16 protein-coding genes and 3 pseudogenes are annotated in these 11023 nt (G+C 52.3%); 4 read left to right on the top strand and 15 right to left on the bottom strand.

All coding sequences use genetic code 11. From position 1 onward, the window contains the following. A partial coding sequence (locus tag C4F37_RS28480; RefSeq protein ID WP_204360241.1) for a hypothetical protein occupies window positions 1-202 on the top strand: 202 nt, incomplete at its 5' end. A 160-nt stretch (window positions 203-362) separates the two neighbouring features. Then, on the top strand, window positions 363-1223 hold the full coding sequence (locus tag C4F37_RS24640) for a broad-spectrum class A beta-lactamase TEM-1 (protein WP_000027057.1): 861 nt from the start codon (window positions 363-365) through the stop codon (window positions 1221-1223). Between the two features lie 149 nt (window positions 1224-1372). Here the strand turns inward: C4F37_RS24640 and C4F37_RS24635 are convergent. The 7 genes and pseudogenes from C4F37_RS24635 to C4F37_RS28005 all read right to left on the bottom strand — a co-directional run. Continuing rightward, a pseudogene (locus C4F37_RS24635) lies at window positions 1373-1471 on the bottom strand (IS1 family transposase); the annotation flags it as partial. A 28-nt stretch (window positions 1472-1499) separates the two neighbouring features. Then, window positions 1500-2810, bottom strand: a complete 1311-nt coding sequence (locus C4F37_RS24630; protein ID WP_001262765.1) for a GmrSD restriction endonuclease domain-containing protein — start codon at window positions 2808-2810, stop codon at window positions 1500-1502. Window positions 2811-3094: 284 nt separating this feature from the next. Beyond that, entirely contained in the window at window positions 3095-3427 is a 333-nt protein-coding gene (gene pemK-mt, locus C4F37_RS24620) for a type II toxin-antitoxin system toxin endoribonuclease PemK-mt (RefSeq protein WP_000439434.1), read from the bottom strand. A 1-nt stretch (window position 3428) separates the two neighbouring features. Then, the gene (gene pemI / locus C4F37_RS27440; RefSeq protein WP_000557619.1) at window positions 3429-3686 is read right to left on the bottom strand and encodes a type II toxin-antitoxin system antitoxin PemI; all 258 of its coding nucleotides are present in this window, start codon (window positions 3684-3686) and stop codon (window positions 3429-3431) included. Between the two features lie 92 nt (window positions 3687-3778). Next, window positions 3779-4432 (bottom strand): CPBP family intramembrane glutamic endopeptidase, encoded by a 654-nt coding sequence (locus tag C4F37_RS24615; protein WP_000616807.1) that lies wholly within the window; start codon window positions 4430-4432, stop codon window positions 3779-3781. 462 nt (window positions 4433-4894) lie between these two features. Next, entirely contained in the window at window positions 4895-5434 is a 540-nt protein-coding gene (locus C4F37_RS24600) for a single-stranded DNA-binding protein (protein WP_000290841.1), read from the bottom strand. 25 nt (window positions 5435-5459) lie between these two features. Next, window positions 5460-5666: a hypothetical protein gene (locus C4F37_RS28005; protein ID WP_000547975.1), complete on the bottom strand. Its 207-nt coding sequence runs from the start codon at window positions 5664-5666 to the stop codon at window positions 5460-5462. A 69-nt stretch (window positions 5667-5735) separates the two neighbouring features. On the opposite strand from C4F37_RS28005, the pseudogene C4F37_RS28475 reads away from it, so the two are divergent. Next, window positions 5736-5907 (top strand): annotated as a pseudogene (locus C4F37_RS28475) (hypothetical protein); the annotation flags it as partial. Here C4F37_RS28475 and C4F37_RS28000 read toward each other — a convergent pair. Genes C4F37_RS28000 through C4F37_RS24560 form a run of 5 tightly spaced genes read right to left on the bottom strand, consistent with a single transcriptional unit; the run spans window position 5907 to window position 8563 of the window. Next, the gene (locus C4F37_RS28000) at window positions 5907-6158 is read right to left on the bottom strand and encodes a hypothetical protein (RefSeq protein WP_071579736.1); all 252 of its coding nucleotides are present in this window, start codon (window positions 6156-6158) and stop codon (window positions 5907-5909) included. The pseudogene C4F37_RS28475 and the gene C4F37_RS28000 overlap by 1 nt on opposite strands. Beyond that, complete coding sequence (locus C4F37_RS24575) at window positions 6077-6283, bottom strand: hypothetical protein (RefSeq protein WP_001774176.1); 207 nt, start codon at window positions 6281-6283, stop codon at window positions 6077-6079. Before C4F37_RS24575 ends, C4F37_RS28000 begins: the two co-directional genes overlap by 82 nt. Before the next feature lie 25 nt (window positions 6284-6308). After that, the gene (locus tag C4F37_RS24570; protein WP_001348621.1) at window positions 6309-6872 is read right to left on the bottom strand and encodes a methyltransferase; all 564 of its coding nucleotides are present in this window, start codon (window positions 6870-6872) and stop codon (window positions 6309-6311) included. Window positions 6873-6919: 47 nt separating this feature from the next. Then, window positions 6920-8281, bottom strand: coding sequence for a DUF3560 domain-containing protein (locus C4F37_RS24565; RefSeq protein WP_000170714.1), 1362 nt, complete (start codon window positions 8279-8281; stop codon window positions 6920-6922). A 51-nt stretch (window positions 8282-8332) separates the two neighbouring features. Continuing rightward, a complete protein-coding gene (locus tag C4F37_RS24560; protein ID WP_000218642.1) occupies window positions 8333-8563 on the bottom strand; it encodes a hypothetical protein in 231 nt (76 codons plus the stop codon). A gap of 513 nt (window positions 8564-9076) precedes the next feature. On the opposite strand from C4F37_RS24560, the pseudogene C4F37_RS28470 reads away from it, so the two are divergent. After that, window positions 9077-9231, top strand: a pseudogene (locus C4F37_RS28470) (hypothetical protein); the annotation flags it as partial. Window positions 9232-9597: 366 nt separating this feature from the next. Here C4F37_RS28470 and C4F37_RS24545 read toward each other — a convergent pair. The 3 genes from C4F37_RS24545 to C4F37_RS24535 are packed head-to-tail and all read right to left on the bottom strand — an operon-like array spanning window position 9598 to window position 10680. After that, window positions 9598-9789: a hypothetical protein gene (locus C4F37_RS24545; protein WP_001027516.1), complete on the bottom strand. Its 192-nt coding sequence runs from the start codon at window positions 9787-9789 to the stop codon at window positions 9598-9600. Beyond that, window positions 9786-10208 carry a DUF1380 family protein gene (locus C4F37_RS24540; RefSeq protein ID WP_000271753.1) on the bottom strand — a complete coding sequence of 141 codons (423 nt, stop codon included), beginning with the start codon at window positions 10206-10208 and terminating at the stop codon, window positions 9786-9788. Before C4F37_RS24540 ends, C4F37_RS24545 begins: the two co-directional genes overlap by 4 nt. 46 nt (window positions 10209-10254) lie before the next feature. Beyond that, window positions 10255-10680, bottom strand: coding sequence for an antirestriction protein (locus C4F37_RS24535; protein WP_001198928.1), 426 nt, complete (start codon window positions 10678-10680; stop codon window positions 10255-10257). Window positions 10681-11023 lie beyond the last annotated feature (343 nt).

Raw genomic sequence — 11023 nt, 5'->3', positions numbered from 1 at the left:
AGTACCAGCGTACGGCCCACAGAATGATGTCACGCTGAAAATGCCGGCCTTTGAATGGGTTCATGTGCAGCTCCATCAGCAAAAGGGGATGATAAGTTTATCACCACCGACTATTTGCAACAGTGCCGTATTGCCCGCTCCACGGTTTATAAAATTCTTGAAGACGAAAGGGCCTCGTGATACGCCTATTTTTATAGGTTAATGTCATGATAATAATGGTTTCTTAGACGTCAGGTGGCACTTTTCGGGGAAATGTGCGCGGAACCCCTATTTGTTTATTTTTCTAAATACATTCAAATATGTATCCGCTCATGAGACAATAACCCTGGTAAATGCTTCAATAATATTGAAAAAGGAAGAGTATGAGTATTCAACATTTTCGTGTCGCCCTTATTCCCTTTTTTGCGGCATTTTGCCTTCCTGTTTTTGCTCACCCAGAAACGCTGGTGAAAGTAAAAGATGCTGAAGATCAGTTGGGTGCACGAGTGGGTTACATCGAACTGGATCTCAACAGCGGTAAGATCCTTGAGAGTTTTCGCCCCGAAGAACGTTTTCCAATGATGAGCACTTTTAAAGTTCTGCTATGTGGTGCGGTATTATCCCGTGTTGACGCCGGGCAAGAGCAACTCGGTCGCCGCATACACTATTCTCAGAATGACTTGGTTGAGTACTCACCAGTCACAGAAAAGCATCTTACGGATGGCATGACAGTAAGAGAATTATGCAGTGCTGCCATAACCATGAGTGATAACACTGCTGCCAACTTACTTCTGACAACGATCGGAGGACCGAAGGAGCTAACCGCTTTTTTGCACAACATGGGGGATCATGTAACTCGCCTTGATCGTTGGGAACCGGAGCTGAATGAAGCCATACCAAACGACGAGCGTGACACCACGATGCCTGCAGCAATGGCAACAACGTTGCGCAAACTATTAACTGGCGAACTACTTACTCTAGCTTCCCGGCAACAATTAATAGACTGGATGGAGGCGGATAAAGTTGCAGGACCACTTCTGCGCTCGGCCCTTCCGGCTGGCTGGTTTATTGCTGATAAATCTGGAGCCGGTGAGCGTGGGTCTCGCGGTATCATTGCAGCACTGGGGCCAGATGGTAAGCCCTCCCGTATCGTAGTTATCTACACGACGGGGAGTCAGGCAACTATGGATGAACGAAATAGACAGATCGCTGAGATAGGTGCCTCACTGATTAAGCATTGGTAACTGTCAGACCAAGTTTACTCATATATACTTTAGATTGATTTAAAACTTCATTTTTAATTTAAAAGGATCTAGGTGAAGATCCTTTTTGATAATCTCATGACCAAAATCCCTTAACGTGAGTTTTCGTTCCACTGAGCGTCAGACCCCTGAGAGCAGAGATAGCGCTGATGTCCGGCGGTGCTTTTGCCGTTACGCACCACCCCGTCAGTAGCTGAACAGGAGGGACAGCTGATAGAAACAGAAGCCACTGGAGCACCTCAAAAACACCATCATACACTAAATCAGTAAGTTGGCAGCATCACCTCCCTGTTTAAAATCATAATTTGGTTGTTCTGTTCTTGAGTTATTAAGTAGAGTTCTTATCAGTGTTTGCCAAGCATGATTGATAAATTTATTTTCTGATTCTTTAAAATATCGTCTGATTAAAGCACATAAATCTTCGACACTTTTCTGACGAGCGCTAGCTGCCCAACGGCCCCCTTCGGTTTGCACCATTGAACGTTGTACACTGTCTCCTAACTGAGCGATAAATTTCTGTTCATCGTCAAGTTGCATGTTTTCATTTATGATTAATTCATACAAAGCAAGAAAAACAGCTTGATAGTAACGAGGACATTCTTGAGATGAAGATGCATTGCCCAGAATGTGTGATCTAAAGTTCAAATTATTTGCATCAAATAATTTTTGAATCATCTCATAAACGAAGAGGTAATTATTGACAATTTTATCTGCACCATTTGTCTGAATGTAATTCTCTAATTGAGTTCGTGTATGGATTGCATGACTCGTCGAACCTTCACCGTAAAATGTATCGAGCGATGTTGATCCTGATGTTGGCTTATCATCTAAAAATATATAGCCCAAGATATTTGCAACTAACTCTTCATCGTCAGAGTCTCTAATGCTAGGCCTACTAATGATATGATTTCTAATATAGAAATGATTGTCTATATTTATTCCATAATCGAGTCCATCATTGCAAATTGATATGTTATGTATTTTATTCAGTCCCATTATATCGCTATGTGTAGTATCTCCTCTTATAATTGTCGATATTTTCCTTACTAACTCTGAAAAATTACTAACGCACCCCGCACTTCGTAGTTCTTGTTTTGATAAAATTTTACCATTGGAATTTATGCGTCGAAACACTTCGTCAATGTGGTCCTCTGTTGAAGAGTATTCAGATATAGCAAATCTATAGCGAGCAATTAATGTAGAACTTTCGCGGGATAGCACTGGCTCTTTTTGTTGAAGTTTACCACTGTCTTTTAGTTGTTTTGTTAATGCAATGGCATCTAAATTAAAGTATTTACCATTTAATGAAAATCGCTGCTCAATAAAACTCATTAAAGCTTCTAGTCTTTGCATTCCATCAAGGATTTCTCTTTTGTTGTCAATGGAAACAAACAATAGCAAAGGGATAGGGTATTGCTGAGTCATTGATGAAATCAGTGCTGTTTTCTCTTCGAGGGACCATACTAATTTTCTTTGGTATCTTCGATTTATAATTAATTTATCATCCAGATACCACTCGTATAATTCTTCTGCTGTCTTGGAGTCAATATCTAAGTTTTCATTAGCCATTAGATGTATCTCGAGTATTTAGTTAAGAAACTGATAGGTCAGTATTTGCATCAATGTTCATTGAATTTGTATCCGAAGTCAATCTGATGTAGGAACTTCAAAACTGCGCAAAACACGCAAATACGCACAAGAAAGTAGGGCTGCGCTTGGAATTCGGAAAATAAACCACATCAAAACTACTTTTTAGCCAAATAACGTTTGGGAATCACCAGAATGGTGGGACAACAGCGGTTTTAGTGCCCTAAATCGTACGTTTTCATCCAGTTGCCCCTCAAACCCCATGTTCAAGTCAGAATAGTGGACAGGCGGCCAAGAACTTCGTTCATGATAGTCTCCGGAACCCGTTCGAGTCGTTTTCCGCCCCGTGCTTTCATATCAATTGTCCGGGGTTGATCGCAACGTACAACACCTGTGGTACGTATGCCAACACCATCCAACGACACCGCAAAGCCGGCAGTGCGGGCAAAATTGCCTCCGCTGGTTACGGGCACAACAACAGGCAGGCGGGTCACGCGATTAAAGGCCGCCGGTGTGACAATCAGCACCGGCCGCGTTCCCTGCTGCTCATGACCTGCGGTAGGATCAAGCGAGACAAGCCAGATTTCCCCTCTTTCCATGTCAGATTTCCTCCTGACCAGTCGCCGGTGCATCCAGCCATTCTCGTTCTTCAGCTGATATTTCAGCATTCGGATCACACTGTGCCAGTAGCTCAGCCAGTGAATATTGCGGGCGTCTGTACGGCTCAACAATCAGCCGGCCATTATCAATGACCATGCCAACTTCATTATCTGTGCCCAGAGACAGCGCATTCAGCAGTGCCGGTGGGACGGTCAGCATAACTGAGCCGCCAACCCTCTTCAGTCGGGTGGTATGCATTCTTCACCTCCATAAAAGTTATATTTAAATATAACATCCACTAAAAAAACACACCAGGCTTTAACGCACAATGTTTAATAAAAATATAACTTTCAACCAAACAGTAAACCCAGCGTGGTTGCTTCCATATGCAGCAATACCGGCAGCAGCAGGCCACCACTTCTGATCCTGGCCACTGATGTAATCAACCCCACCAGGAACAGTTCTGCCAGTGTCAGCAGGTTCTGATACTGGCTGTGCGCGGCGACGAACAACAACGACGTTATCAGCGCCCCCAGCCACATCGTCCAGCAGTACCGTGAACGGAAGACGTTCAGCATAATCCCCCGGAACAGCGTTTCCTCATTCAACGGGGCAAGGATAAAGATGGTCAGCAACGTCAGGATCACGTCAGGTATGGACTTATCGGCAAAAAGTTTCGTCATAAATGGCTCAGCAGGCAGAGCCAGCGCCTTACCGAGCAGAAATACACCGACATACACCACGGCCATCGCACCGACCAGCCACGGTACGCCAACGTTGCGCAGCTGACCAACGACCGGTAGCGGAGCTATCCAACGGCGGTATACCAGGAAAACACACAGCAGGTACATCAGAACAGTACCATGACTGAAGAACAAATAGTTTTTTCCTGATCCATAAAGCAGAACGGCCTGCTCCATGACAAATCTGGCTCCCCAACTAATGCCCCATGCAGCCAGCATAACCAGCATAAACTGCAGATATTGATTACGTGTTTGAATCATTGCATCGCCTGTAAATTTTTAACTTGTCCTATTTTTGTCATTACCACGTATATACACATGTATAACAATTCAGATATCGTTACCAGGATATGCCGCATCAGCGGCATGGAAGGCGGCACTCTGTTGTTTCATATGATACAGGAGTAAAACCGCCGAAGCCCGGCGTAAGCCGGTACTGATTGATAGATTTCACCTTACCCATCCCCAGCCCTGCCAGACCATACCCGCTTTCAGCCATGAGAGAGCTTCTGTGCGCGGTCGGAGTGGTCCCGACGAGGGTTTACCCGAAGTCGGGGCGTATCTCCGCGTTAGCGGGCCGTGAGGGCCGCTTACGAGCGTGTACTGAGAACTTCCAGCGAGAAGACTGACAGCGATGAAGATGTAGTTACAACATTCATAATTAAAAGCGACTCTGTTCCGGCCCGAAGGGCCGGGGCGGGGCGGTTATCACAGTCAGCCCGATCAGAACGGGATATCGTCTGAAAACCCGTAATCCTCCCCCTCCGGCGGTTGCGGCTGAGGCTCGGGCTGCGCGGCCTTACGTCCACGGCCTTTCGTTTTTGCGCCACCTTTTTTCGTACCGGCCTCCGACTGTGGTTCCGGCTGAGGCTGACCGCTGAACTGTTGCCCCTCTTCCGGCTGAGTCTGAGCACCTGCGGCACGTCCCAGCATCTGCATGGTGCCTGTGGTCTTAACAAGAATTTCGGTGACGTAACGGGTGATACCGTTATCTTCCCAGCTACGGGTGCGAAGCTGACCTTCGATGTAGACCTGCGCGCCCTTGCGCAGATATTCGCCAGCCACTTCCGCGAGCTTGCCGAACAGCACCACGCGATGCCATTCTGTCTGCTCCCGCATCTCCCCTGTCTGTTTGTCACGCCAGGTTTCCGACGTGGCGACCTGCAGGTTTGCCACTGCGCCCCCGTTGGGGATGTAACGGACTTCCGGATCTTTTCCCAGGCGTCCTACGAGAATGACCTTGTTAATGCCACGAACTGCCATGATGTGCCTCCTTCTGTTGATGTTTTCAGCCCCCATCATCTTTTGAGTTTCGGGAGCCGCGGTTTTGACGTTTTGCGGGGACCTGCCTTTTGTTCCCTCCGGTATTCACCATCACCTTTTTGAGAACCTTCGCCGCATGGGGCATCACTGCCACGGACGGAAACGACTGTCCGGGGGCAGACCGCAAAAGTTTTTGCCTGCTTCTGGGCAAAAAGTTTTGCGGGATGTGCATTTCACCCCTGGACTGGCGGAGACGGTTGTGGCTGTCTTTGCCCCCGGCGACAGGGGCTTAAACAGGTGAATGGCACCGGACAGAACAACGGGCAGGGACCCGCCGCAACGACGTGAAGCGCGGTTTGCGAAACGGCGTTGCCCCTTACATCCCGGCGGTCTTTTGCCGGGATGCCAGGAGCGCAGGCCACGGCGCGACAGAGGCGGCGCGACCGGAACGGTCGCTGCAAGCCAGGGGTTTTCACGCATCGGACCGTAGCGACAGCCCGAAACCGCGCCAGCGGGTTCGGCGGAGACTGGCAGGTGCGCCAGCAGCTGCCTGTCGGAGTCGGGCCTGACGACCGGATGCCGCCAGGCAGCCGGGAGCCGAAGGTGCGCCCGGCAGACAGGACAACACTGCAGTAGTCAGAATCAGAGCAGCAGGAAAAAGAAGAACAGTAGCAGTAGCAGTAGCAGTAGCAGTAGCAGGAACAACAACATCAGTAACAGACAAATGACAGGCATGAAGAAACAGAAGCCCCCATCAGAACGTCCGCGTAATGAAAGGGGCGGCGCGTGAGCGCGGCCCCTTTCAGCGCCACCGGCGCGCGTTTTTTCCCGGCGCGGGCAGACAGGCATTTATCCTCCCGCCGGCCCTGTGTCATCAGGCACGCAGACGAATAATCATCGTCGGGACATCGGTATAAGCAAACGTGCCGCGCGGCAGCTCCTCGCGGACGTCAGAAAACGGTAACAGCTTCTCCTGCTGGCGTGGTCCGTTGAGACAGACGGCGACCAGCACGCCACCCGGACGCAACAGGGAAAAGGCCCGCAGGATATGCCGGATATCCTGCCCGTGGCTGAACGGCGGATTCATGATAACCCGGCTGTAATACTGCACCGGCAGCCATTCCATGAAGTCGCCACACTGAACCCTGACACCGTTAAAATTTTCCCGCAGATACCGGACCAGCCCGCTGTTGATTTCCACCGCATCACACATGGCCCCCGGCGCGGTATCCCGAATCGCCCGCAGTATGGCCCCGGTGCCGGCAGAGGGTTCCAGAATGTGATCACGGTTGCTGATCTCCGCCAGCATCACCAGGCGATCACAGACCGGGGCAGGAGTCACAAAAAGCTGAGATTCAGCCCGGATTTCAGCAACCGGCGCGGCGTTATCCAGCCTTGCGCGCATCAGCCGGATACGTTCTCTTAACTGACTGTGCATATCATTATCTCCGTCATCCCCCGGGGATTTTCCCGGGGGGATATACCTTATTTCTGTGGGATTTCCGTGATTTTCATGTCGGAGATATACACATTCACCAGGCGGAAATTATTGTCCATTGTGCGGCGGTACCGGTATGCCCCGTGGTCTTCTGCTTCTGCCACACTGCGCACGGCCTTACAGTCCCGGGGCAGGGCGGCCCACTGTGCCTTTGTCATTTCCCGGAAACCTTCCCCCGGATAGTTGACTACCGGCGGACGCTTCGCGGCCTGACTGGCGACGGCAGCCTCTTCTGCCGATGGTGCTTTGTAGTCCGTGATGCGATCGGGCGTCACTTTCATCGTGCCGCTGTACCCGAGAAAACTGTAATTTGGCGTTGTGACTGAACTCACCGCCCCGTTGCTTTTGTTCACACGGATGATGGTCAGCCACTCGCCCCGGCTGAAAACCTGTCCGCCCGGCTCAAAATCCTGTGTCCGGGTAACCACGCCGCCGCTTTCGTCCAGCATGGCACGCTCATAGATCAGGCGGTTCTGATAGTGGTTAACCCAGCGTTGTTGATGCTGAATCTGCCGTTCATGACAGCGGATCGCAATTTCGCGGGCCTGCTCCGTGGTGATGATGTCATCATCCAGGGCCGACCATAACGATCGACTTCCTTCATACTGGCTTTTTTCTGCCGGGCGCGGATACGTATCCAGCGGGAAACAGGCGCTGATATGGTCATGACTGCTGATGAGTTTTGCCATATTCAGATCCAGCGATTCAGCCCGCCACATCGTCAGATATTTCTGCGACTGCGCGATGGTCTTTTCAGCCTTGCGCAAATCAGCTTCGATTTTTTTGATACGACGCCAGCGAACGTCCGGACGTTCTTTATACTTCGCGTGAAGCAGTGCCGACCGCGCCCGCTCTTCCCAGTATTCCGCACGTTCAAAGAGCATCACGGCTCGTTTCATGCCGTTTTCAATACGCTGCGCATCACGACGGGCGCGGCGTTCGCTGTGATGCCCCACAAGAATGGGCTGACCGGGCGGGATCATCGCGGCCAGTCTTTCCACTTCATCAAGTGCCTGTGCGGATTCACTGGCCCGCTTTCCGCTGTATCCGGTAAACCGCTCCGCCCGTGCTTCCTGACGTTCAGCGAGCGTGCTGTCTTCATCCTCAATCTCTCCGGCAAGTGAGAGGAGCACGTCTTCCCGGCCCGGTGTCCAGGCTGGCGCGACAAACAGCGCCTGTTTTGGTGCCCAGCGGAAACCGGCATCATGCACTTTTTTATACGTCTCCGGGTCAAGACGTGACACGGCATACAGGCGCAGTTTGTTGTCATCCGGTGAGTAGGTCGCGCGGTACATCTGCACAGGGCTGGCGGCTTCCGGGGCGGTCATGGTGATTGCTGCTAATGTCATAAAATGTTCTCCTTCCGTCTGTTGCCGCCCCTCGCGGGGCGGCTCACCTCATCAGTTAAAAGCGCGTTTCAGTTCGAGTGTGCGGAGCACCTGCCCGAAGGCCGTGTTTTTCATGGCGGGGATGTGTACACCACGCCCCCGGTGAAAACTCCGGGCAATGTGTCGCCCGAAGGCTTTCAGCACGGGGTCAATTTCCGGCGCGGGGATGTCTTCGCGTCTGAAACGGGGATGACGGCGGGGCTTTACAGCCGCTGCGGAAGGTGAAACAATACTTACTGTCATAATTTAGCCTCTTATGACGTTAATTAATGAAACCGTAAAGACTGTTCGTGCAGTCTCTGCGGTGTGGATTAAGCAGGTCCCTGACCTGCTTTTTTCATATCTGCGTCTGACGTTCTCCGGTGTTTTCCTCCTTCTGTTCCTGCGTTCTCATTACCTGCCAGCCGGATGACTGACAGAACACATAAATGCGTATTGCCGGAGCCTGAAATAAATCCTGATTTTTAAAGAACATCACCCGTTGAGTTTCGGGAGCCGCGGTTTTGACGTTTCGCGGGAACCTGCTGCTGTATACCCTGTGGTATGAACTTCACCCGTTTGAGAACCTTCGCCGCAAGGGGCATCACTGCCACGGCCTGACGCACCTGTCCTGGGCAGAACGCAAAATTTTTTACCGGGTTTTGGGTAAAAAATTTTGTGGGCTGTTCATTTACCCTGGACAGTCAGTGCGGCAGGTTGTGGCTGTATCAGCCCCAGGCGACAGGGACTCATACGGGTGTGTGGCACCGGCAGGCAATGAGCAGGGACCCGCCGCAACGACGGAGAGCGCGTGCGCGAAACGGCGTTGCCCCTTACATCCCGGCGGCCTTTTGCCGGGATGCCGGGAGCGCAGGCCACGGCGCGACAAGGGTGGCGCGACCGGAACGGTCGCTGCAAGCCCGGGGTTTTCACGCATCGGACCGTAGCGACAGCCCGAAACCGCGCCAGCGGGTTCGGCGGAGACTGGCGGGTGCGCCAGCAGCTGCCTGTCGGAGTCGGGCCTGACGACCGGATGCCGCCAGGCAGCCGGGAGCCGAAGGTGCGCCCGGCAGACAGAACAACACTGCAGTAGTCAGAATCAGAGCAGCAGATAAAGGAACAACAACATCAGGAACAGTTCCATAACATAAGAAAGAAACACTCCTGAGTCAGACACATCACAGACGGGAAGGGTAACGGGCGACGCGCCAGCGTGGCCCGCTTCCCTTCCGGCAGGCGTCAGCCTGCCAGGGGTTTTCGCGCGGACTGACAGGCGGCCTCCACCGCCTGCCCCTGTATCACCTGTTTCTGCTACCCTGTAAGATGTAGTGACCGCCCAGGAAAACCGCCTGCTGATTCGCCACAAAATCGCAGATTTCATCAACAATCTGCGCGGTGGTGAGCGGTTTCTGCCCCATTTCACGACGCCGCGCATTAATCACGGCCCTGTAATTACGCAGAATTTCGCGGGTTTCTGTGCTGATATTCATGACATCGTCTCCCCGTCCAGCGCCTGTAACACAACGTCCATTGCTTCGCGTTCCTCCCTGACGAATGCGTCACCGTCGCCCCCGTTCTCACTCCCGACGGCATACAGGCGCTTCATTTCACTGCCTGCCAGCGCCATCACTTTTTCCAGCATCACCGCCGGGACTGTCACCTGACGGCTGGCGCGCTTTTCTTCCATCAGTTCACGAACAACGCCGTGAACAACGCTGACATCCGCACCATATTCAAAGGCATCGTCCAGCCGCTGCATGACGGTTTCCAGCTCATCGTCTGTCAGACTCCAGTCCTGGGCTATGTGACGCACATCCCCACGGGTCAGCACTACGGCAAAAACGCATTCACTGTCCGGCACGTCTGTATCCAGCACTTCGCGGATAATTTCTTTAACAGTACAGTACATGTTCTCGTCTCCTTTACAGGGGCGGCATTGCCGCCCCGTCCGTTAATCAGTCCAGAGCCGCGTAAATCGCGTTGCATTCGGGGTGAAATTCGATGTGACGCCACAACTGCGCATCGCGCATCCGGTAAAGCTGGGTCAGTCCTGCATCCCCGCTGTCGTGGTACAGCCACAACTGGCGGTTAATCACAAGGGAGGTCAGGATGATGCCTGCGGCATCAGCACTCACGGTACGGTCAAACCAGTTTGCACCGTTCACCATGTGGAAACGGTCGCCATCCGGCATCATGTAACCGCCACCGTCCGGCAGGCGGATGAAGTGCCAGAAGCCTCCCTGATATTCCGGCATCATTTTTTGCGCCAGCGCGTACACATACGCCTCGGCATACAGAAAATCGTTGCCAAACAGATACGGCAGAAAGGAGAGACGGTCGCACTCTTCAACATTCAGAGTGACAGGTTTCGCATATTGCATGATGTTTTCCTCCGTTGTTCACATATTCCGCGACACCGGGCGGTGCCGTGCCTCCATAAAAGCCGGGCGAACAGGCGGGGATGCAGGGGCGCAAGGGAAGCCGCAGCCTGACGCACACGGCTGACGGGAGTTGCAGGGTGAGACCGCGAAATCTGAGCGGGTGAACGACCGGAAAATCACGGCAGACGGGAAGGAGGGACCGGGTGACCGCAGCGGCGAAGCGTACCCTTGCATCAACGCCAGCCCGGCTAAGATGGAGGCACGGCACAGCCCGCACACGACGCTGAGGCCACATAACTGAAAAACCACAAGGCCATGCCCTGCATGGCCGGGTAAAGCGGAG

The organism is Escherichia sp. R1 (assembly GCF_003000935.1).
Classification (GTDB): Bacteria; Pseudomonadota; Gammaproteobacteria; order Enterobacterales; family Enterobacteriaceae; genus Escherichia; species Escherichia coli.
This window is presented reverse-complemented; position numbering and strand designations above follow the sequence as displayed.

Excerpts from the sequence above, each read along its gene's own strand:
- C4F37_RS24535 (WP_001198928.1), bottom strand. The coding sequence starts at position 10,680 with ATGCAATATGCGAAACCTGTCACTCTGAATGTTGAAGAGTGCGACCGT.
- C4F37_RS24630 (WP_001262765.1), bottom strand. The coding sequence starts at position 2,810 with ATGGCTAATGAAAACTTAGATATTGACTCCAAGACAGCAGAAGAATTA.
- pemK-mt (WP_000439434.1), bottom strand. The coding sequence starts at position 3,427 with ATGGAAAGAGGGGAAATCTGGCTTGTCTCGCTTGATCCTACCGCAGGT.
- C4F37_RS24575 (WP_001774176.1), bottom strand. The coding sequence starts at position 6,283 with ATGCCTGTCTGCCCGCGCCGGGAAAAAACGCGCGCCGGTGGCGCTGAA.
- C4F37_RS28005 (WP_000547975.1), bottom strand. The coding sequence starts at position 5,666 with ATGCACATCCCGCAAAACTTTTTGCCCAGAAGCAGGCAAAAACTTTTG.
- C4F37_RS24540 (WP_000271753.1), bottom strand. The coding sequence starts at position 10,208 with ATGTACTGTACTGTTAAAGAAATTATCCGCGAAGTGCTGGATACAGAC.
- pemI (WP_000557619.1), bottom strand. The coding sequence starts at position 3,686 with ATGCATACCACCCGACTGAAGAGGGTTGGCGGCTCAGTTATGCTGACC.
- C4F37_RS24570 (WP_001348621.1), bottom strand. The coding sequence starts at position 6,872 with ATGCACAGTCAGTTAAGAGAACGTATCCGGCTGATGCGCGCAAGGCTG.
- C4F37_RS24565 (WP_000170714.1), bottom strand. The coding sequence starts at position 8,281 with ATGACATTAGCAGCAATCACCATGACCGCCCCGGAAGCCGCCAGCCCT.
- C4F37_RS24560 (WP_000218642.1), bottom strand. The coding sequence starts at position 8,563 with ATGACAGTAAGTATTGTTTCACCTTCCGCAGCGGCTGTAAAGCCCCGC.
- C4F37_RS24615 (WP_000616807.1), bottom strand. The coding sequence starts at position 4,432 with ATGATTCAAACACGTAATCAATATCTGCAGTTTATGCTGGTTATGCTG.
- C4F37_RS24600 (WP_000290841.1), bottom strand. The coding sequence starts at position 5,434 with ATGGCAGTTCGTGGCATTAACAAGGTCATTCTCGTAGGACGCCTGGGA.
- C4F37_RS24545 (WP_001027516.1), bottom strand. The coding sequence starts at position 9,789 with ATGAATATCAGCACAGAAACCCGCGAAATTCTGCGTAATTACAGGGCC.
- C4F37_RS24640 (WP_000027057.1), top strand. The coding sequence starts at position 363 with ATGAGTATTCAACATTTTCGTGTCGCCCTTATTCCCTTTTTTGCGGCA.